Below are 22389 nucleotides of genomic sequence, written 5' to 3'. Positions count from 1 at the left end.
TTTCCGCTATTGGCACAGAGCCGTCATTCGGCTCTGAAACGTTTTTGTCCAAAAATCAGCTAGAACCCAAAAGAAGCAGCTAAATAAGACCCCAAAAAGTTTCGAACTTTAATGTCACAGTTTCAAACTTTAGTGTCGAGTTCTAATAATAAATGTTCACCGACACGCGTACCAATTTAATCAACTTATTAAAGGCAAAGGCGAAGAGTGGATTAATGAAAACGAACAATTGATAGTTAAGGTAGAACAAGTGACATGTCATTTGCCTGACTTTTGTCCTGATTGTCGAGGTTTGTATATTACCGAAACATTCGGCGGTTGGATTTGTGCTGACTGTGGTTGTTCAAACAAATCTGCCTGATCTGAATAGAAAATATTCCCTCGCTGATTGCATTTAGTTCGAATAATAATACTCTTAGTGAACGGCTCAAAATAACCTTTACTGAAGAGGTTATAAGAAATAGTAACGCACCTCAGTACAGGTGCGTTTGACCATGTTAGAGACTTATTTACCACATGTTCGCAATGACGCAACGAGATTTGACAACTTCATTTTGATTGCCCTGGACTTTTTCTATCTCTTTGGCCACACGACATTCGTTTGCTTGAACTGGATATTGTTTATCCCACGCCGTCATTAACTGCTTCTGCTGCTTGCTCATACTGAATTTTGGATAGGCGCTGTCCATGTACATATAAGTTCTTGCTATCACCCCCCTCGCCCTTGCTGGTGGTTGCACCTTTCGATTCTCTATTCTGAAGTCACAACTTCCAAAGCTCGATGGAGTGCTAGGTAACATCGTGAAATTGTAATTCGATCTTGCTGCATTAACCGAACCGACCGCCGGTTGCAAATTGTACATATCTGCTGCCATAAATCGATATTCCTGATTTACCTTTTCGGCACAGTTACGGCCTTTAAACGACTTTCCCTTGCTATCGACACATAGCGCATGCCCTTCACGCCACTCTGAAAAGGCTTGACCTAAGTTCTGAGCTGCCGCTACATGTTCAAATTCCAATTTATTCCTTTTCTTATAGACACTTAAAACCATCCCTTGCGGCAATTCAATATTTTTGCGCTGATCAAACTTAGCTCCACAGTATATGGTATATGGGTATGCTTGATTGATTTTCATTAGCATTTTCTTTGCTTTATTAAATGAATCATTAGTCGTGTTGCCTACACCAATACTGACGTTATCCCTCACTGGAGCAGCGCCAGCCGATGTCGTATCGTTACTCATTTTTACAAAGGCGTCTTTGGCTTTCCCAAACAGAGTATCTATGCCAACGGCATCAGCCCAAACACCATTTGAGCTTAACAAACAACTAATCGCTATGACTTTAAATGCTAAAACTTTCATTTTAATTCACCTTTCTGGTACTAGATAAGTAGATTTTATTTGACAATAACAGGCTTTAAGCCTACTATCAAGGGTAAGTTAATTCAATTTGTCGAGGTTTACATGTTGCATTTCAATCAAATCCCAGTTGCATCTTATGTTTGTGGCCAATCTGCTCGTAATCAAGGCAGTTACAAGCTGATGTGCTACACATCTAAACAGAATAACGGTAAACGCGAAATGCCTGATGCACGCAGACTATCATTTTTAGCTTATGACAAAACGACATCAGAAGAAATGGCCATTAATCGACTGATAAAAATGGGATTATCTCAACGCAATGATGCTATCCATGTATTTGACAATCATATCTTTAACGCTGAAACAATAAAATTGCCTTTCGGGAAATATAAAGGTTTGTTGCTTGAGGACGTGTACCTTAAGGACCCATCATATATTGCTTGGTTAGCTGGTACCGTAAAACCTACGTCCCTGGTAAATCGATGTATTCAATTACAATGTTCCAAATGGACAATTTCAAAACAACCAGATCCAGTCATCGAATTTCGAAACAGAAACAACAAACAAGTAGCTTAACTTAAGTGAACTACTCAGCGACGGCAGAGGTGTTCACTGGGTTTCCTTCCCCAAGAATAGCTATAAAAAAGCCACTACTTTGAGCAGTGGCTTTTATTATTTATAGCTTTATCAATAGTGTTCATCAACCGGTTCTTGTTTTAGTGAAACATTGTCGAGGCATTCAGCTTGCTCCAATGTCAAATATTTTTGTGATTCAACCAGGTCCACTTCACCTTGGACTACCTCATCACTGCAAGATAACGTAAACTCATCTTCTACAGACAACTGCTTGTGATTACCGTCTAATTGCACATCTTTTAAAGTTTCTTCGATAATTTCTACCATTTCGACACCTTTTTAAATAGCCTTTACGTTTGTTTCAAAACGTTGCCCTAGTGAATTCACAACTTCGACAGCACCTTTTAATACAGCTATGATGGTTTTTCCCTCACGAAATTTTTCATTAAAAATAGGCCTGCCCTCACTAGATACAGGTTGATCGGCAAGCACTTTACTTCTAAGGGTAAACAAGTCTTCATCAGCATAATAAAGGACAGTTACAGTCATTAGATTCGTATTTAACATTCCGGTTTTATCCCCATTAAATCACGCTTAGTCAATCCTGCACTCAGAAGAATATCTATTAATGAATACTGTTTTTTTAAGTACAGCAATGTAACCGGGCAAATCCCGTTTAAATTAGTAGTCACTAAAGTTTTCCATTTGGAGTGATGCTTTATCACCATGTTAACAACAAGCTCATTTAATATCAGTTCGGTATAACATAATCGCTCAAGCAATAACTCTAGCTGGGTTTGTTCATAATTTTCTTCACATGATTCTAAAATAATTTTTATTGATAAAGGGTCGTTTTTGAACCAATCAAGCAAACTCAACACTTCAGTTTCGTTGCAGGAATCAATGTTATCAAAATTAGATAACTGGAATGAATCATCAAGGGCCTCATTATACAGGTCGTTATCATTCACTGGTAAGCTTTTGCTAAATGCGAGCAGCATCGCGTCGATTGACTCATCCATTATTTGAACCCATATGTTGATTTAATCCTTCGTTGTGAACCTAATTGGCAGCGTTCAATCATACGAATATAGGCACTTCGTACACCGGACATATCTAAAACATCCTTGGCAACAAATTCATTCTCATCGTGTAATGTTAGGGTCATTGCTTTATCGTTTGTGTTATAAACATTATCGACAAACTCATCAATGTACTTGGTTGATGTATTCACTACGCTATACATTGAAGCCCATGGACGCCGGTTTTCGACCAACAAACCCTCTAGCTTATTCTCTCCCGACTCTCCGAATGTAATTCTTGCTGTGATATTTGCACGCTGTAGTGTTTTAACATCCGAGAAAACCGCAACATTTGTCACTCGACAACCTGGGCCAACCACATCACTACCAGCCACCAGCGCAATATTATAACCTTCGGTTAGTTCTGCATAAGCCCAATACTCATTTTCTGGCTGCAAGTAAGCGACTTTCCAGTTATCAAACAATTCTAGTTCAGTTCTATTTGGCATTGCGTTAGCACTTGCTACAACACCTAAAACAGCCAGCGACACCGCTTTAATAATCTTCATTGTGACCACCGATATGGGTTCTAGTTGGTTTCAGGTTGGCATCAACCTGAAACTTACTTATCTAGTATACAACAAGTATATTGCATGATAGCATATTTTTAAAACAAATCTAGATCGTTTACAATAAGAATCCGATTCATAAGGGGTTAGCATGAGTCAATTACCCAAATTCCTTTCCGAGCAAGAATACTCAAAAACCATCAAAAGCGAGCTCGATAAACTTACGATGTTTGTTAAGCAACTTAATGCTCATTTAGACTCGATGAAGGTGCGCTCTTGCCAACTTTATAAAATTGCAGAGCAACAGTTAGATAAAACAATTAGTGACAAAGCTTTTGATGGCTCTCAAGAGATTGATGTCTTGGTAGTTGATGACGATTTTACTGCTTTCATTGAAGCTAAAAAATCTTATTACGACTTTTTTAACCATTGCGGTACAACATCAAAAAACACCTATCGTGCCGCAGGTTACATCCAGATTTCAATTAAAGATAATCCCAAGGAACAAGTAGAGGCTTTAATAGAGCTGTGTGACTTGGTAAACATGCAAAAAAAAGTGTTAGCCGAACTGTTTAAGGCCGATTTGGTAACTGATGAAGATATGACTTTTGACCGTAATAATTTCTTTTTATCGTACTTTCCCCACCTTATTAAATTACAAGTAACTCGACACTTGCGGGTGATTAATGACGACTCTATCAACAATATTGATTTTCATTGGTCTTCTAAGACGTTATCAGATAAAACAACGCCAAGTGAAATGATCGCCAAGATTAATCGTATGGTAGATAGGCTGAATAGAACAGCTGATTACTCTGCTAACGCTGATTTAAAGGTCAAAGCTTTAATTATTACAGCTCAACACCTGTCGGCATTATCTAATGATGTAGAACTGAGATTAAGAAGGCCTATCCCACCACAACCGTCAGTTAATATTCGTCGTAAGGGTGCGAAGCTTATTAACTTTACCTGCCCTATCCCATTTATCTTGATCAGCGATGATATCGATGTCACAGGGTTGAAGAATTTTAAGCCTAGGACCAACAAAGATAGAAACAATAAAAAATACCATTGCATCGATTCATCATTAAACCTCTATGGACTGACACCAAATAAACCCGCTCAAATCTAGCGCTTAACTTGATAACGAGCGAGTAGCCCCGTCATTTTGGCGGGGAGCATGTCAAAAAGCGTATAACGTGGGGCTACCGCATGAGCGTTTAATTTGTAACCGAGCAATTAAATCAAGCCTTCAATACTGCTTCAAGGATTCAACATGCTCGGTTGCAAAGTGCATTACTTGTTATGGCTCACTCCCGCACAGTTCCGTCAATCGTTTTAGGTGCTTAGCAACATTTAGCTAAAATCTAATCTGACAAGCACCGTTCGTAATGTTAAAAGGTCATTATTAGCCTTTAGGTCAATGACTTCCGTACTTTTCGTAGAGTTCTGCAGCCTCTGATTGTGCTTGGTACAGTTCATCTTGTGATAAATTCTCTGCATCAAGATCTCTATATTTTTTTGCATCTTCGTGCCCAGAAGCAGCCGCTACCGCATTCCAGATGTATGATTTTTTAATGTCTTTTTCAACTCCATACCCATTATAATACATCTTAGCGAGATTGAATTGAGCTACCGCGTACCCTTGTTCAGCTGCTTTTTTGCTCCATTTAAATGCTTCGCGGTGATTCTGAGGTAATTCTTTGCCATTAAAATACAAAACAGAAAGATCACTTTGAGCTTGAGCAATACCCTGCTCTGCTGATTTTTTTAACCACTGAACGGCTTCTTGATGACTTTTAGGTACCCAATACCCCTCGTCATACAACATATAAAGTGAATATTGGGCGACAGCATGCCCCTGCTCAGCTGCTTTTTTAAACCACCAAGTTGCAAGTTCAAAATTTTGAGTAGTTAATTCTCCTGTAATATATACCAAGGCAACCTTCTGTTGAGCAGTAGAATCCCCTTGTTTAGCAGCTAATTTATACCATTTAAAAGCTTCTTGACGATCCTGCTTGACGGATGTGCCATTCCAATAAATCTCGCCAAGTAGAAGTTGAGCACTAAGAAGACCTTGCTCAGCTGCTTTTTTAAACCACCGGATTGCTTCTTCTGAATTTTGCGGGAAAAACTCTCCCTTAAAATACTCTAGACCAATCTTCATTTGAGCATGAGAATCACCTTGTTCAGCGGCCGATTTGTACCATTTAAGGGCTTCTTGTCGATTCTGAGACACCCAAATTCCGTTCCAGTAAATCTCGCCAAGGTGATATTGAGCATCGACACCTCCTTGTGCAGCAGATTTTTTGTACCATTTTAAAGCTTCTTGGTTGTTCTGAGAAACACCCTCACCATTCTCATACATGGTGCCAAGAACATATTGAGCATTAGCAAGCCCTTGCTCAGCTGCTTTGGTCACCCATTTCGCTGCCTCTTGATAATTCTTAGGTACTCCTCTACCAAAATAATACATAGAGCCAAGAACACCCTGAGCTTCCACATGCCCTTGCTCAGCAGACTTTGTGAACCACTTTACTGCCTCTTGAAGATTTTCATCTATTACTTTCCCATCTCTATACATGGTCGCAAGGAAGAACTGAGCATCCTTATCTCCCTTCTCCGCAGCTGTTGTCGTAAGTGAAACAGCTATCAAATTACCTTTATAATCACCTTCTTTTAAAGCATGCTCCACAACATCCCGTTGAAAGGCATACAAAGGCAGTGAAATAAGCATTAAAAAAATCAAAGTGGCTAAACTTTTCATATATCCCTTAAATAAGTAAGTTTACTGAGAATTATATGTATGTTTCTATTGAATTCAATAACATAGTTAAACAAACATATTAACCTTTAACTTCGCCCTAAAGCTTAGTTTTCAAACGGCTCACATTTGCTTTATATTCTGCTGACTGGGTAATTAGTGAATCAACCTTCTTAAACAGATTTAGCTCAGCCATCGAGAGCGCTCTTGAAATAATCCCTAACCTACGGTGCTCGTCGCTCATTTTTTTATTGATATTGTCAATTCGCTGGTCTAATCCAAACGAGTCATTTAATTTAATCATCACTACACCTTAAAGTTACTTTAACGATTCTGGCCTAGAATGAGCTTCTTATGGCATTCGATAAATCATCGGGTGGATTTGTCGAGCCATTCTGCTTACCAAAGTGATTATGTGTCACTTTGCTACGTACATCTGTCACGCCACCAGCATTCAGCATTGCTAATTTCTCTTCCAATGAAGCAGGTTTACTATTCATAGTACGCTGCTGCATTTGCTCCGCTTGTTGTTGATGTTGTGAAGGTGTATCGTCAGTGAGAGTCGCCTGGGTAAGTGTGATCTCATCCATAGTGAAATCCTGGGCCAGCAGGTCTTCCATTTCTGTCACTGCATCGTTAATCAACGAGAGAGTGGAAATCGATTTATTGCTTTTTTGAATGCACTCTAATTTGTAATGAGCCATTAAGGATTCTAAATTTCTTTGGACATCCAAAAGCTTTGTAAGCCGCTTTTGATGCACTAGCCAAAGCTTTAATAATTCTGCATGTTCTATGGTCATCGATAGATACCTGATGTTTTTTTGACTAATTTGAAATATACTTCATTACTACCTGATAAGTAAAGATGGGGTGATAAATGTCCAATAAGCCAACTCTAAAATACATCCTTAAGAAAGCGTTTAATATTTTTCACATAAATCCCGCTCAGGATGAGATTATTAAAGGGATTGGGGAACATAATAAATACCTAGTTTCTGGACCTAAGTATGAATTAATTGATGAGGTATCTATTGCGCAGTTAGCCAGTCTTGGCCGGCAATCCATTATCATTTCAAACTCTATCGACGATATGATGGATATTTGCCACAAACTGAGTGAGGCAAACATCTTTGCAACTTACATACATGGACAATTAAGCGATAGTGAGATTAACCAACGGTTGGAAGCATTCAGAGCTAAAAATGTTTCTTTGCTTTTTGTTACGCCGGATAAGGCCGCCAAATCCGATGTATTGATGTCAGCTATTGATGTGCAATTCTCTGTTACTATTGTAATTCTAAATTCTGAGAAATTTCCTCATGATCACCTACATTATTCAACAATTTATGACGAATTATTTTGTCATATTTATGCTATTGAAGTCGAGTTAAGTAAGCTGCGTAATTGTTCATTCGAATGTAACAAGCTATACATTGGGTACACCCTGACTAAGCAACAAATTACAGAGATCATTCAAAGGCAAAGGTTGCATAACGCACATTACAGCATCCTTAACTACGCATTCGGTCATCTTGTGCTTGAATCTATTTGCGTTAAGAACACTTCAGCAATGCTTCGTGAATGCGCTCATATTTGCTCATCTACACAAACGAAATCTATTGTGGTGGTTAGTGACAAAAAGGCCGGTGAATCGTTCTACAACGAATTGTGTAAGCATAAAGAGTGTATTTCTATATTAGCAAACCCCTCATCTCAGGAAGCTGCCGAGGCAATTGCAAAATTCAAAAATTTAAAGTCAGGCATTCTTATTAGTAATCGCTACTCAAACATCGTTGACTCAGGTGCTGAAACAGTTATTCTCGCGCAGTTGCCATTATCAGCTTCACACCTTTGCTCGATAATGGGTGCTGGCAATATTCATACAGGTTCAATCAAAAATGTTTATGTGTTGCAAAGGGAGGATGTTTCATTTAACCACGCTGTTTATGAATTAAATTGTAAATTCCCGACATTAGAATCATTTGAACTAGTAATTAAAGCCCTCCTTGAGTCCCAAACAATGGAACTAGACAAAAGCTTTATTTTCAAAACCGCAAAAGACTATGGCCTTCCAGCTCAAACAGTCTTTAGGGTGATGGACAAGTTGTCTAGCTTGTCATTTTTGAAAAAAACTGTCTATTTTGAGCATGGGTTTCAAGCGAAATACCATATTTTAAATTTGAATCGCAAACTGCCAAGCTCTATTAATTATGTCAATTCTTCGGTTAACTCACAATTGGGCGATCTAAATCGGATCTTGCAGTTACACGCTTGCAAAGTCCAAGCGTTAAATTCGCTAATAGGCACTACAAATGAGGTCAGGTGTGGCAAATGCTCCGTCTGTCAAAACTCAACGCCTGGCATTAGTCGATGGAAAAACAGAGTGTCATCTGGCAATGTTTCTGATGAGCAGTATAAATCACAAGTAAAGCCGATATCTAACCAAAAAAGCCACCAGCTATATCGAAATCCTTACACGTCTTTATCAACTCAAAACAACGTCGAGGATTACAATGACAGGCCAACAAATTCACTGAGCCGCAATAGAATTCCTACGGTGAACCTTAACTTGAACGATCCTATCGAAACACAACTTTGCATAATCAGAAAAACAGTCGCTAAACGGCTTAACATCCCTGAGATGTCAGTATTTAACGATAAAACTTTAAAAATAATTTCACAGAGCAAGCCAAAAAGTATTCATGAATTGAATACGATTAATGAGTTTTATGGCTCCCAGCGGAGCTCTGTTTTTGGCAAGGAGATTATTAAGATTTTCAATAGAAAATAGCACCACAGAATCAAACAAACGATAGCAGTGCTTATTATCTAAAAGGCTTGAAATTTAAACGGTACTTCTTTTTCAGTTAATGAATCTTGATGTTGCTGCCTGAGAATTGCTTCATGGTTTAATTCTGGCAAGTTTTTATAACCTTCGAGATCAGTATGCGATAACTGGCTGTACTGTATCCCTACATCTGACCACTTTCCTGTTTGCAAACTTGGTGCGTATTTTACAATGTTGCCTAGCACTGTTTCAGCGCAAACATCCAAGGCATGCTGTAAAGGCTTTAGGGCGGCCACTTCAGGATATAATGATTTACAATTTTTGGTAAATTTGAAAATATCCCAACACACACTTTCAAGGCGTTTTTTTGACTCAGCTTCAGTTATGTCCAACATATTCATGCCGAACTGTATTAAATCTGAGGTTTCAGGGTAAAAAGTACCGTTAATACTTAAGGATTGTTTTTGGTGCTCATAGCCCGGCATAACGGTTGATACGACTACATCGTAAAACGGCGCGATACAGGTGGTGTTATTTTCTACGCTACCACCAAATCGTTCATCTTTCATGAAGGACAGGTTTTTCAAGTGCAAGTCTGTATTTGCGCAGATCACACTTGTCATCATCAATTTATAGACATCATTTTTTGCCTGTTCCCGGTTTTGCTGAATGCCGTTCAAGCATTGAAACACCAACTCAGATGACTTCCCATATTTATCTTTGTTGTCAAGATCTAACAAAGACAATAAATCAATTGCGCGAAGTTTCTTGCTCTTGTCATTTGATATATCAAAGCGCTCTGAAACCAATGCGTAAGTCGTAACGGCTCCTTGTTTTATCTCTGCTATTTGATGTTTTGAGACACTGCTAGCACCAGCATGCTCTACAGCCTTTAATCCAAACCATTCACCCATTACAAAGTTTTGTTGATCGACTCCTGGTACTTTTAGAATATGCGTAAACGGCTTACCTAGCGCTACGCTTAATTGCATCTTGTCGCCTGCCGAATCCAGATTCATTGGCATTTTGATTTGTACACCTGATATTTTTGGCACACCTTCAGCCATAGCCATACCAGTCATATTGTAGGCAAAACGGTCTTCTAGGTCCGGGATTCCTAAAACCTCACCATTGAAAACTTCATTATCTGTTAAGTAATGTGTGTGATAATCAAAGAACCCGACGTCTTTAGACTGTTCAACTATCTGAATGTTAGACATGAATCGAGAAGCTTTATTAAAAAACGCTTCGAAATTATGATGGTCAATCTTATGAATTTCTGGAAGCATCCCGGCAATTGACTTTGGTAACACATGTCCAATTGTTCCATTTTCAAGTGGCACTAACCAATTGCTTCCACTTGCGGCCCACTTAACTCCATCTATATTGTAGAGTTTAAGTTTTTTGTCATTAAAATGGTAAACGTCATAAATCTGTTTTGCGTTTTTGGCTTCGAACTTAAAATTCATTCGTTTTAGCGCATCATAAATGCCTCGATCCATCTGGTTATCCAGTATGTAGTTCAGCCTTGATTTGATTTGCTCAATCTGGCTATTCGAACACATTGGATATACTTTTTGCTGAAGATGCACTTTGAACCTTTCAGTCCCACTCATCGTTGTGATATCAACGTCGTTATCACTTAGAAATGCAATCAAATCGATATCACTTAGTGAACGCGGATCAGTTTTATCCCATCTCACCATGTCGCTCAAGGTTCTCTCGAACGAGGTAAACTTTATATCAAAGTTTGATAAGCGTTCTTTGATTAATTCAGAATCTTGATTATCTGGTAATGAAGATAAGAGCATATTGATATTGTCTACACTCATTGATTCTGAAACGACGTTAGCATTGCTCAACTGGTTAGGAAGCCTTAAACGCTCGATGTTGATACTCACGTCAGCATCGAAGTCTGGGTAATCCTCTAAAATTCTGGAGCCTATTGAGGATTTTCTGCCATTGGTAACACCATCAATAAATATGGTGTTATTTTCTGAAGCAGATTTAAAATAGGCGCTTGAAGCAACTAATGTACTGTTTGGATTTAAATAACTGACTATCCATGGGGCGTAAAACCTTACGCTTTGCTCTAATCTTTTGATGTTTTTAGCGAGAGTGGTGCTTGATTCAGAATTTTGAAGTTCATTTTCGAAATAGATACCTGATTGATAACGTAAAATATCACCCTTATCACACCGGCGCTTCGCGCTAAATTTATCAATATTAATTCCAACAAAATAAATGCCCAACATATAACCACCAGCAAATCGAGTACATGATAAGTACATTATTAGAAGCATAAAAAAATAGCAAGTTTCCTTGCTATTTTTTGTTTATTTTATAAAGTCTGGTAGGCTGATATCGACTTCTGGATATCTTGCTACAGCGATATTCGGAAGCTCACCTGTTTCATCGACTGTTACCTTGTCACGTCTAAACATTGTTGCGCGATTGGCTATTTGGCCATCTTCGATCACCGTGTAAAGAATAACGCTTAAATGGTTCAATTCTGGCAGCTGCCAGAGGGAATCGAGCAAATATGGATGTTCACCTATAGATGCAACAAACCCGTTAACTTTAAGCTCATTTGAACCATTTACATGCCCACGTTCAACTGCGTCAGTCCATGCTCCAGGGATCATCTTTAAATAGCTAGTCCATTTTTCTTTGAGAAAATGGCTAAGGTCTTTTTTCATTTTAGTAACGTTCAAAACTGAACGACTAGGTAAATCTTCAAGTGAACACAATGATTCACTTCTCTCAACGTCTAGTTCGACACTAACGGCATGGATCTCCATACCTTTCATGACCGCTTTTTTAAAAGCATGCGCCATCGATGTAGTTGTAGTTGTAAACCCATGATACAAAGTAACGCCTAGAGTTGGGTATTTAATTCCTTTTGGCGCAAGCACATCTTCCAATATATAAGACTTTTCTACATCTAGTTTTTGAGTTACTAAAGTGCCTGTCAGGATTAGTTCCATATCTCACCATATAATTTTATGACTTAATTATTCTTGCAAGAACTTTATCTTTACAACCATCAGGCTAGCACTTATCATGTATATGATAAGGCAATAAAGCTCTAGATTTAATTGCTAATTTTTATCTTTCATTAACCAATTGATTGATGGATATTTTTTTTATTAATTTAATATTATCATTTTTTTGTTAGTTTATCTATTTAAATGTATTTATCTGACACTTATAAAATAGACACTAAGCAGCATAATGTCAAATATTTGACTACAGTCAAAAAGAGAGCGCAGTATTATGGATGAAATACCAAAGTATTTGTTAACGGCGTTAACAAATCAGATTTCCACAGATGCAGACACCGCAGACACAAGACAATCGATCTTACCTGATAATCGTCCTTTGACTGGTGAGGATCTTGCTAACTGGCGTAACTTTAAAAAAATAAGTTCCGCTGATATTTGTTGGCTACTTATCACCCCATCTTCAAAATGGGGTGAAATGACGAACAAGAACAAAACTTCTAATGTGCCGCCTGATGTTGAAATCCTTATCCGTCTTTGGGACAAATACCCAAGCTTAATCCCCTTACCTGCAGTAGTAACTGCAACTGAATTACGTGAAGCCCTAGATGTACAAATGAGAGAGCTTGGTTTGCTGTTAGGTAAAGAAGAGATCTCTGGGCATCGCTGGATTAAATATGAGTCAGGAGACAGAAGTAACGGCCAGAACCAAACGCCTTTGACAAGAAGGCTGTCTCTATCAATCTACTTAATGTGTCAGGCAAACCTATCCAATAAATATTTGAACATTGCGAACACGGTCAGTCAGCTAAGAGGCCTTGGTGATATTTTAAAAGCTGGCACATGGAAAACAAAAGAAGACAAGGCCAGGTTACGTATAAAACGCCTTCATAACAAAGTCTCGAAGGATATTGAAAAAGGCGTGTATTCTGATCACGAACTCATTGCAATGCAGGAAGTTGCAGATATAACTAAAGAGTGGACCGACTTGTCGGAAAAGATAAAAGAACACAACAAACTAATCGATAAGCTTACAGCGCAAAGCAAACTGCTCTTAAAGCGTTCAAGCCCTAAAGAAGTTTATGACAATGTGATTGAAAAGCTCAGCGTGTACAACAAAGAGTTGGTTGATATGCATAGCCGAATGGCATCTATCGAGCACAGGATTAAAGTTTTAATGCCAAGCAAAAAGAGAGCTGCTAAATAACCTGGCACTCTATCCTAAATACGCCATCTATATGTTCCATAAACATATAGATGGCGCATCTCTAACAACATGCCTCAAAGCTAGCACATTTCCAAAACAGTCATGGCATTTTGCCAACATCTATATCAAGACGCATACCCTGAGTAGATTTTAGGAATCCAAGCTCTTTTTTTCTTAAATTTCGATAAATTTATCTTGATTACAATCGTGTACACGACTATAATCATTATATATTCAAACCACGGGATTCAATGCAATGACTACACTACTCAATACATCTAGAAAAGAATCGTTAAAAGCATTTCATATCATGGCAGCACAAGAACAGATATTGGAAACTAGGCGCAATGAATTAAATAGCCTGTTATGTAATCAGCAACACTTGACCAAAGAAGAAGTGTTAACCTTAACTAATGAGCGTGAAATTGTTACAAACGCACACGCCTTACTTAAGGCATATTGCTCAGGTTTTGAAGCTGTATATGAGGCTCTAGGGGGTTAGAAACAGCCCATAAACGATCTACTGTTTGATAACATTGGTCAGTATTTTCATTTTGGAACTACTGACCATATTGCTAAAAGAATTCGGTATTGTATGGATAAGTGGTTTGCTAGTGACAACGGACCGCGCCTTTATGATTTACTAACCTTCTGGCCGTAAAGGCCATAATATTATTACAAGCATAGGATAATTAGATGACTGAACAACACAATAAAGAATCTAAGGATTTAAAGTACAACAAGAAGCGCAAACCTTTATTTCGAGTCGAGGCTACAACTGCGGATACCCCTGAAGAAGTTCTAGAAATGGAGCAGATGAAAGTCGATCTTATTAATCATTCGGGAACTGCGAAGCAAGGCGTTATTGATGTGTATAGATTTGCGAAGGAAAAAGGATTTTTTGTTAAATAATACTTGTTCCTAGTGGATATAAGGCTTGTACAAAATGTAACAATAGCCAGAACATTTTTTCTTGAATGATTAAGGGTGGAAATAAACGCGCCAAGGAAGATTGCACCAACCACTAAAATGATGACTTTTATACTTTCTTGGCTTCTAGTTAATACGGATAAAACATTAGAAAAATGAAGAGCCCTTTAAACCCTTAAGCTCTTCATTTTCAAAATCATCACCTACTTCTTCAATGTGATTACTTTGGTCTGAAACGTTCTCTGACAAGATTGACCTTACCCCATCTGTAATATTTAAACGCTTCATTTCAGTCGCGATATTTTTGGCTAAAAATTGGAGTTGGCTGTCTGTAAGCTCAAGTTGCATTTCTTCAATATTTATTTGGGGTTTTGCTGCTGAATCAATACCCCCACTTAGGGTGTTGAAGCCATTACTATCCTTGGCTTTTAGACCAAGCATTGCTAACTGAAGAACGTAATTAGGTAAGTAATGGTTTTTCATTTTACGCAATGAGGCAAGGTGCTCAATAAAAGCAACCTCCTCTTTACGTGAGCTCGAAAGTAACACACGTAAACTTACTTTCTTTTCAGATGTCATAGTCACGCACTCTAAGCTAGATATTTTTTAAATAAATACATGCCTTTTGCATTTTCAAATAGTGGATCATCACTTAACGACACACCCTGCCAATTCATTAACTCGTCTTTTAAGTCAATGGATGTACCGCCAACTAAAACTTTATTATCGATATCACCTTTTACATCTCGAAGTAGGCTATCCGTAAAACCGTTGATTTTATGTATCAACTTACTTTGAGCACTTTTTATTGCTTGGGTTAAATCGATTACCTCACCATTCACATTTATTTTTTTGCTCAATAACGCCTGGTGCATCTTGCGTTCAGATATGCTCGATACGTCAGTTAACTCATAAATGTAGCGGCGTAGATCTTCTGTTATACGGTGTGAACCTTGTGATATGGTGCCGCTGTAATCTTTTTGAATTTTCTTTTCTGCAACAGTGACAACTTCAGTTGTTCCACCACCAATATCAATAAAGACTGTTGTTTCTTGCCCTCTAACTTCGTTAAACACAGGCACCACTCTTCCATTTGTTACTTCTTCTTTAACAATGTATGAAAACCATGCCGCCATACCTTCAGGCACTGTCATACAGTTGTTTATGGTAAATTGATCTTCTGTTGTCGCTATATTTTGCACAGGAACCAAAAGATTTTTTTCCATTCCAGAAATCAAGTCTTCGTTGCGGCCTGATGGATGTTTTTTGCTGTAATATTGGGCATAAGGCAAACCCAACACCAAGTCAAGTTGCTTGTACTCAGGGCCTTTAGTAAACGCCGCTTGATGCAAACAAGAATGAACAAGCACTCGGTTTATAGGACTTAATGGGTAATCTGCAAATGTTGTAACTTCCGATTGCAACGAACCTGTTGTATAAAGCTCTCCATCGGTACTGAACACTATTTCCGAACTGTCAGGACCGTTAGAGCCAAATTCTGTCTGTGATGAACCACCTATGCGACACCGGGAGCTTATGGAGTGCTTTTTACCTAAACCTGCATAGATTTTGATCCCAAAATGCCCATTGTCGCATCCAATTGTTTTAACGTTGCTCATATAAACCCACTTATTAAGTACCTGTTTAGTACATTCTAACTTAGATAGGTATATTCTTCAATAACCCTTAGACATAAAAAAACCCACTTTACTAAGTGGGTTTAAAGTTACTTTAGTCTAACGATTACATTCTGCTACCGCTTTTGATTTACAGTCTGCGATCCATTTTTCCATCGTTACAATTCTGTTTCCATGTGCGTCATACCCTGTTTTTAATGCATTAAGGGATACCCCTGAATTATTTTGCACATCACTTCCCTGGATAACACCAGTCGCTGTCACAGTATTGGCGGTGGTTGTGCCTAAATTGGCATTCGAAGCCGTGAGGGTGCCTGTAATATTTGCTGATGAAGCAGTTAAATTACTGCCCACAGTAAAATTCCCGGTTACTGAACTATCACCTCGGGCAACGATAGAGCCAAAGGAACCTTTACCCGAAACATCTAAAGAGTTTAGGGAAGCATTTTTAGCAGAAATATCCCCTGTTAACGCCAAGGTAGAGCCAGATGCAGTCCCAATGCTTGAAATGGTTGATACTAGATTACTTATATTTGCTGCGTTTAATGTTGCAAGCGAAGTTACAACCAAATCACGCGTAGTCATATTGTTGCTGACATTTGCATTAGTAGTGTTTAGCGTTGCAATTTCGCCTACTTGCGCTTCAAGTTGTTGAGTAACCAACTTACCGTTTATTGTTGCATTGCCTGTCGCTAATGAATTCGATGTCAATGAACCTGCAATGCCCATTGAGCCTGATGCTGTTAGGTTTTTTGTATTAAGGTTATTCGTGACGTTCGCATCAGTAGTGTTAATTGTTGTCGCGTTGAGCGTGCCTGCCGTTGCATTGTTGGTCACGCTTAAGTTGCCTGTTGTTGTTGTTCCAACAATATCAGCATTACTATTTACTCTTAAAGTATTTGTCGTTGTAGTGCCTGAAATTGTCGCAGAGTTCGTTACACTCAAATCTTTGCTCGTTAATTTTTTTGCGACGGTCATATTACCCTTGATGTTCGCGTCCGAATTAACTTGAAGCGTCCCTGTTGTAAGCTTCCCAGTATTTGTTAACGTCGTACTTTTTAGGTCTTTTATCGTTGCGAGATCTGATGCTAGCACTTTGATAACACCTGTTTCTGCTGTAAGGCTTTTTATATTGGCGCTGCCTAAAACTGATAAAGTGTTTGCTGTAGCTGTTTGAAGCTCTGAGTTCAAGGCTTTTAAGGTTGTAACATCAAATGTTTGGGCTGTTACAATATTTGACACAAGACTGTTGATGTCTGCTGTTACACCATACAGATCGTTAATTTGACCATAATTAGAAATGACTTGACGTGTGTCAACTAAGTCTGAATATACGGTTGTAATATTGGCTAGTGCAGATACCAAATTAATCACTTCAGCTTTAGTTATCGTAGCATTTTCAACCGTGACACCTTGCGCCTCTAGTGTATTTACGACTGCAGAACCAGACAATTGCAAACTTCCTGATTTTACCAACCCATTAAATGTTGCTTTGTTTGCAACCAAGTTTGCTAAAGTCGTTAAGCCACTCACCTGTAACGTTTGAGCCGCTGCTGATTGAAATTTTGCTGTATTGGCAATCAAGTCGTCTATATCTGCATTGGTAACAGTTGCGTTTGTGCCGATTAAATTGTTTATGTTTGCTGTAGTTGCATTCAATGTAGTGATTTCACCGGTATTAGCAGTAATTTTATTAGATACTGTTAAATCGTTGGCACTTAACGTGCCTGCAACATCGAGATTTTTGGAGAATCGCGTTGTATTAGCGTTAAAAGCCAACTGACCTGATGATGTTTCTTTTATTGAGGTAGTCCCTAAATCTACCCCACCTGACCCTATATTTAATGAGTTTGTTGAGAGTAAATTTACATTATTAAGGTCATTGCCATTGAGGTCTACATCCACTTGATATTTTAGTTTGCTGGTTGAATCGATATCGACGTAATCAGCGAGCAAACTATTGCGCAACGCACCTTCAGCTGGTGTACCTACCGTTTTGATTACTGTTGTCCCAGAGGCAACTCCATTACCAATTAAATTGGCAATTTGTTTGGCCTGTGCTGCTGTATCTACTTGTAGTTTTATTTGGGTAGTACCATCAGATTGAGGTACAAATTCAAAATTTTTGCCGTATGGGCCAGTTATTTTGCCTAAATACTTACCTTGAGAAGCCATTACATTCAGGCTTGAAGACCATGTACCTGAATTTACATAATCATTTAGTGCAGCAGCCTCAACTTCTTCAAACATTGCCTTTGCTTTATCTATACGCTCATTTGCAATATCTGATGATGATGGCGCTTTAGTAACCTCTATCCCTGAAGGGTTAAGTGGATCTGCGGAAACCTGTGCAGCAGCAAGCAAACACAACGCGGAACTTAAATATAGGGTTCTTGATGTTTTCATAGACTTTTCCTGCCTTGTTGTTTGTTAGGTATTCTCAGAGCTAACATGTATCTGAATCGTCACCGTTTTTAAAATTGTAGTTGTGCCCTTTTTCCTAAAGGAAACATCAACTGTCGCAGCGCCTCTTACAATCGAGCCATAATTTGTACTAGCTTTAGTCGCTACCCTGAACAATATATCGCTTGTTCCCCAAGTATTAGTCGTTCCTGTGATCTGGATGGACCCATGGCCACCTCTAGTCGCTCCAACCATATAATCGTCGTAATAAGGAGACATCAAATATTCGTATTCACTTGCTGACGCATCCCAAATCCAGTTGCCGCTACGGCACGAATCATCACAAGCTTGATAAGTGCCGTCAGCAGATATCTTGAATGAGCCAACTTGTTCCGCTATCACATTTGAATCTGATATAATAAACGAGTTCATAAACTGAGCAGCTACGGCCTTTACATTTTCCCAAATAACGCTAATGGTTTTGGTTGTTTTCTTACTTGTGTCACCTATGTTGGTTGCGGTCAAAGACACACTGCTATTCAACTTAGCGCCACTAGCTAATGCTGAAGTATTCTTAAATGTGCATGATGGATATGATGTGCCGTTTGAATTAACCGAACCATTGGTACAAGCCGTTTTTGTTAATCCACTACCTAAAACCCATGAGTATGTACAACCACCCGCACAGGTTGTGATAGTGGAGTTAGCCACGGCACTGAAACTGCTTTTGCCTTCTGTTTGGTCACTACACCCTGAGCAACTTAGGGAAACTGATGGCGCTGAAACTGGAGCCGTACCATTTTGAAGGCTTAATGGTATCGATGTGATTTCTGCTGTTTTAGTTGAATCATCATTATTAGTTACTTTGGCTTTGGTAATACTTGTGTTTAAAGTCTCGCCTTGTGCAAGTGCGCTTGAATTCCTAAATCGGCACGTCGCTGTCGTATTGCCAAACACTGTAGATGGAGAGCAATCGGTAGCTGTAAGTCCTGAACCCAATGTAGTGACTAAAGAACATGATGGATCACAGTTACCAATACTATAAGTAACTATGACATCCAAGTACCCGAAAGAACCTGAACCCGGGAGCGAGCAATCTCCATTGTTACTGAATTTACATGAAGCGACGGAAATCGTTGGTGTTGGTGTAGATTTAACATACTCCCACCTTACCGGTTGCGAATGCGATGATGTAAAGGATGCGTTCTTGCTATTCATTACAATCAACTGCAGTGTGCTATTTAATGTTTGGCCAGGAGAAACTGCAGGGTTTGAAATAATATTACATGACACAGCTTTTGATTGGCCAGCATTGACGGAACCACTAGCACACACATCTGCCGCAACACCGTTACCAAATACCCACTGATAGTTACAACCTGCAGAACAATTCGCAATTGTAGCTGAGTAAGACGCGTTGAATATGCCATACCCTATCTGACTTGTGGTACAGCGTGGACATGCTGGAGTATTGATCGAAGGCGTTTCACCCTCAAACGTCCAGCTTATTGGGTATTGGTTACCAGTATTGATACTTCCCTTTCCTGAATGTGCAACCTCTAATTTCACAGATGAAGTAAGTGTTTTTCCGATAACAACATCCGGCGAACTTACCACGGCACAAGAAACTGATTTGGTTTGACCCGCACTAACGCTACCATTTGAACAAGACGACTTCCCTACTCCGCTTGAAGTGGTCCATGTATAGGTACAACCAGCAGGGCAATCTTGTATTTTTGCGGAAGCAGTAGCAGTAAATGAGCCAGAAGAATAACTTGTTTGAGTGCAGCCTACACAATTAGTATCTGTTAATCTCGGTAACGTCCCTGCACAAGCATAAACCCAATTGTTGATACATTCTGACTTGAATTGCTCAATACTAATAATCCTGCCTTCGTGGTTTATGTAGATATTGTTAACGCTAGCTAGGCTATTTCCTGAGCTGGTTTTTACAGTGCCACCCTTCACTAGACCTGAAACGGTAAAACCAGCTGTATTTAAAGTGGTAATATTTGATGAAACTGCACTGATGTTGGTTGCGTCGAGATTTTTTGATGTTACTTTCCCAGACACGTTGAGGTTAGTGTTGAACTTACCTGATTCTGCGGTAAATGAACCCATCAATGCTTCTGCGGTTACATTTAATGTCTCAAAAGACCCATTTTTTGCTGTTAAATCTTTACTTAAGGTCAAACTAGCACCAGTTGAAGAACCGAGGCTTGATGTTTGTGCCGTCATGTTTTGGATCACGGCCTTTGCTAGTGCTGCGTTATATTGGGAGATCAGAGAGCCAGACGTCAACCGGTCTGATGTCCAGTTTGAAGAATTCATTGTAGTAGATGTAATTGAATCTGATCTCACTTCGCCAGCATTGACAATCCCACTCACATTTGCTGATTTGCTTGTGACACTTCCAGCTGTTACTTGCCCTGTAGCCAAAGCATTACCACTTACATTAACTGTTTTCGCGGTAATTGCATTGTTCACATTCATATTGTAAGCAGTTGAATTTGCTGAAACAGTCATAGTTTTACCGATTGTTGCTGTTTGATTAACAGCTAAATCTTTGGTCGTTAACAATCCGGCAATTATTGCATCATTATTCACTACCAGGCGCATCGTTGTGAGTAGGTTAGCCACTGTAAAGTTATTGCTAATCGATAAATCCGTGGTTGTCACTTTGTTATCAACAGTCACATCGCCATTAAAAAGGGCATCACTTGATACTTCAATACTGCCTGTTTCTGTTTTTCCTGTTACTGTGGCATTCGTAGTTTTTACGGTGGTAATTGTTGCCGAGTCAGATTGTAACGACTTTATATTTGCTTCATCCGAGACAACTTTGTCCACATTAAGTTGGTCTACGGCTAAAGTAGCTTTAATAACTGCCGCACCTAACTCAACAATTTTCCCTTTGAATGTTTGAGTATTTAATGTGCCTGAGTCACCATCTTTTATTATGATTTCATTGAAGTTTGCTGAAACTGATTTTATGTCCGTTAATGACCCATGGTCAGCTAGGATAGAATTTGTTTGAATAAGATTGGTTTTAAGGTTTTCAAGAGAGCCAATGTTGGTTATTAAATTTTGAACGTTAGCAGCATCAACAAAAGCATTTCCAGCAAGTAAACCGTTACCTTGTAATGTGTTCATTACTGCCAAGCCGGAGACATTGATATCAGAGCCCGTTATTGACGTTAGTGTGCCGCTTGTGGCCACAATATCTGCTAAGGTTGTCGAGCCTGTTACAGACAGCTCATTTACTAAAACTGCTTTCATTGATGCGACGATTGCATCCATAGTATCTATTTGAGCTTTGTCGAGATTAGCTGCTGTTACGATCAAGTCAGTTGCGACTGTGTTTGCGGAAACAAGTTCAGCAAGGTCTATTTCGTTTGCTTTAAGCTTGTTGAGGATTGATACGACATCTGAGGCAATGGATTGATCAACTTGCCCATTTGACGTCAACTTTGCTAGATCAGTTGTTACATCCAAAACGCCTGTTGAGTTTTCGCATACTTTACTCGAGCCTAATTCCAAGCATTTTAATTTCAGGTTATTAACGCTTACATTTCCGGCATTTATTACATCGTTACCATTAATTGAAATATCATCAGTAACCGAGAACGTAGTTTTATTTGTAGAATCTATTTGAGTTTTATAAACACTTCTTAGGTTACTGCCTGTTGGTGGCGTAACTAACATGCTTACGGTTGACCCGTTTAGGGTATAAACCTCACCACTTTGGTCGGCAAGTCGCTTCGCTTCAGCAGCGCTACCAGCTTGAACAACGATAGAAATAGAACCATTAGAGTTCTGTATAATCGATGGTGATTTATATTTACCATTGAACTTTGGAACAATTGGCATCTTAGTATTGAGGTTAGTCACACTCGACGGCCATACTCCAGTATCTTGATAAACGGCAATGGCTGCATCCTTATATTGCTTTAAACTCTGAGCGGCAATGGCAGCTTCTTGGTTAGCAATATCTTGTGAGTCTTGAGCAAAACTTGCGCATGACATAAATGCAAGCATAAATAGCGTTGTCTTAAAGTTAGCAGCCATAGATAAATTCACCATAATACTTTTCATGTATATATAAGGTAAATCATTAATCTAAA

At 38.9% G+C, this 22389-nt stretch carries 20 protein-coding genes; 6 read left to right on the top strand and 14 right to left on the bottom strand.

Annotated elements, in window-relative coordinates; translation table 11 throughout:
* Positions 1 to 509 precede the first annotated feature (509 nt).
* Positions 510 to 1367 (bottom strand): endonuclease, encoded by an 858-nt coding sequence (locus IEW93_RS14705; protein WP_229706696.1) that lies wholly within the window; start codon positions 1365 to 1367, stop codon positions 510 to 512.
* Positions 1368 to 1469: 102 nt separating this feature from the next.
* Here IEW93_RS14705 and IEW93_RS14700 point away from each other — a divergent pair, with 102 nt between their 5' ends.
* On the top strand, positions 1470 to 1943 hold the full coding sequence (locus IEW93_RS14700; protein WP_188740063.1) for an exodeoxyribonuclease X C-terminal domain-containing protein: 474 nt from the start codon (positions 1470 to 1472) through the stop codon (positions 1941 to 1943).
* Between the two features lie 111 nt (positions 1944 to 2054).
* Here the strand turns inward: IEW93_RS14700 and IEW93_RS14695 are convergent, their stop codons facing one another.
* From IEW93_RS14695 to IEW93_RS14680, 4 genes are read right to left on the bottom strand one after another with little or no spacing between them, the layout of a single operon-like run.
* Complete coding sequence (locus tag IEW93_RS14695) at positions 2055 to 2270, bottom strand: hypothetical protein (protein ID WP_188740062.1); 216 nt, start codon at positions 2268 to 2270, stop codon at positions 2055 to 2057.
* A gap of 12 nt (positions 2271 to 2282) precedes the next feature.
* Positions 2283 to 2510: a DUF2375 family protein gene (locus tag IEW93_RS14690; protein WP_229706695.1), complete on the bottom strand. Its 228-nt coding sequence runs from the start codon at positions 2508 to 2510 to the stop codon at positions 2283 to 2285.
* Positions 2504 to 2965 carry a hypothetical protein gene (locus IEW93_RS14685; protein ID WP_188740061.1) on the bottom strand — a complete coding sequence of 154 codons (462 nt, stop codon included), beginning with the start codon at positions 2963 to 2965 and terminating at the stop codon, positions 2504 to 2506. The genes IEW93_RS14690 and IEW93_RS14685 overlap by 7 nt, the downstream gene beginning before the upstream one ends.
* The gene (locus IEW93_RS14680; protein WP_188740060.1) at positions 2965 to 3534 is read right to left on the bottom strand and encodes a hypothetical protein; all 570 of its coding nucleotides are present in this window, start codon (positions 3532 to 3534) and stop codon (positions 2965 to 2967) included. The genes IEW93_RS14685 and IEW93_RS14680 overlap by 1 nt, the downstream gene beginning before the upstream one ends.
* A 151-nt stretch (positions 3535 to 3685) precedes the next feature.
* Here IEW93_RS14680 and IEW93_RS14675 point away from each other — a divergent pair, with 151 nt between their 5' ends.
* The gene (locus IEW93_RS14675) at positions 3686 to 4666 is read left to right on the top strand and encodes a DNA replication terminus site-binding protein (RefSeq protein WP_188740059.1); all 981 of its coding nucleotides are present in this window, start codon (positions 3686 to 3688) and stop codon (positions 4664 to 4666) included.
* A gap of 288 nt (positions 4667 to 4954) precedes the next feature.
* Here IEW93_RS14675 and IEW93_RS14670 read toward each other — a convergent pair whose 3' ends face one another.
* The 3 genes from IEW93_RS14670 to IEW93_RS14660 form a co-directional block, all read right to left on the bottom strand.
* Positions 4955 to 6301, bottom strand: coding sequence for a tetratricopeptide repeat protein (locus tag IEW93_RS14670; RefSeq protein WP_188740058.1), 1347 nt, complete (start codon positions 6299 to 6301; stop codon positions 4955 to 4957).
* Positions 6302 to 6398: 97 nt separating this feature from the next.
* Entirely contained in the window at positions 6399 to 6602 is a 204-nt protein-coding gene (locus IEW93_RS14665) for a hypothetical protein (RefSeq protein WP_188740057.1), read from the bottom strand.
* A 34-nt stretch (positions 6603 to 6636) separates the two neighbouring features.
* A complete protein-coding gene (locus IEW93_RS14660) occupies positions 6637 to 7098 on the bottom strand; it encodes a hypothetical protein (protein WP_188740056.1) in 462 nt (153 codons plus the stop codon).
* Between the two features lie 77 nt (positions 7099 to 7175).
* Here IEW93_RS14660 and IEW93_RS14655 point away from each other — a divergent pair, with 77 nt between their 5' ends.
* Complete coding sequence (locus IEW93_RS14655; protein ID WP_188740055.1) at positions 7176 to 9089, top strand: HRDC domain-containing protein; 1914 nt, start codon at positions 7176 to 7178, stop codon at positions 9087 to 9089.
* Between the two features lie 38 nt (positions 9090 to 9127).
* Here IEW93_RS14655 and IEW93_RS14650 read toward each other — a convergent pair whose 3' ends face one another.
* Positions 9128 to 11341 (bottom strand): HipA domain-containing protein, encoded by a 2214-nt coding sequence (locus tag IEW93_RS14650; RefSeq protein WP_188740054.1) that lies wholly within the window; start codon positions 11339 to 11341, stop codon positions 9128 to 9130.
* An 81-nt stretch (positions 11342 to 11422) separates the two neighbouring features.
* On the bottom strand, positions 11423 to 12073 hold the full coding sequence (locus tag IEW93_RS14645; protein ID WP_188740053.1) for a hypothetical protein: 651 nt from the start codon (positions 12071 to 12073) through the stop codon (positions 11423 to 11425).
* 289 nt (positions 12074 to 12362) lie between these two features.
* Between IEW93_RS14645 and IEW93_RS14640 the strand changes: the two genes are divergently transcribed.
* From IEW93_RS14640 to IEW93_RS14630, 3 genes are all read left to right on the top strand, one after another.
* Positions 12363 to 13295: a hypothetical protein gene (locus IEW93_RS14640; RefSeq protein WP_188740052.1), complete on the top strand. Its 933-nt coding sequence runs from the start codon at positions 12363 to 12365 to the stop codon at positions 13293 to 13295.
* Between the two features lie 256 nt (positions 13296 to 13551).
* Positions 13552 to 13797, top strand: coding sequence for a hypothetical protein (locus tag IEW93_RS14635; RefSeq protein WP_188740051.1), 246 nt, complete (start codon positions 13552 to 13554; stop codon positions 13795 to 13797).
* A gap of 194 nt (positions 13798 to 13991) precedes the next feature.
* A complete protein-coding gene (locus IEW93_RS14630) occupies positions 13992 to 14207 on the top strand; it encodes a hypothetical protein (protein ID WP_188740050.1) in 216 nt (71 codons plus the stop codon).
* Positions 14208 to 14372: 165 nt separating this feature from the next.
* On the opposite strand, the gene IEW93_RS14625 is transcribed toward IEW93_RS14630, so the two are convergent.
* From IEW93_RS14625 to IEW93_RS14610, 4 genes are all read right to left on the bottom strand, one after another.
* Positions 14373 to 14804, bottom strand: coding sequence for a hypothetical protein (locus IEW93_RS14625; protein WP_188740049.1), 432 nt, complete (start codon positions 14802 to 14804; stop codon positions 14373 to 14375).
* 11 nt (positions 14805 to 14815) lie between these two features.
* Positions 14816 to 15844 (bottom strand): ParM/StbA family protein, encoded by a 1029-nt coding sequence (parM, locus tag IEW93_RS14620; RefSeq protein WP_188740048.1) that lies wholly within the window; start codon positions 15842 to 15844, stop codon positions 14816 to 14818.
* 117 nt (positions 15845 to 15961) lie between these two features.
* Positions 15962 to 18268, bottom strand: a complete 2307-nt coding sequence (locus IEW93_RS14615; protein ID WP_188740047.1) for a beta strand repeat-containing protein — start codon at positions 18266 to 18268, stop codon at positions 15962 to 15964.
* Between the two features lie 24 nt (positions 18269 to 18292).
* Entirely contained in the window at positions 18293 to 22333 is a 4041-nt protein-coding gene (locus tag IEW93_RS14610) for a beta strand repeat-containing protein (RefSeq protein ID WP_188740046.1), read from the bottom strand.
* Positions 22334 to 22389: the final 56 nt, after the last annotated feature.

Origin of the sequence: Shewanella inventionis, from assembly GCF_014641855.1 — a bacterium.
Taxonomy (GTDB): domain Bacteria; phylum Pseudomonadota; class Gammaproteobacteria; order Enterobacterales; family Shewanellaceae; genus Shewanella; species Shewanella inventionis.
Note: the sequence above shows the minus strand (reverse complement) of the source record. Positions and strands in the feature narration are given on the sequence as shown.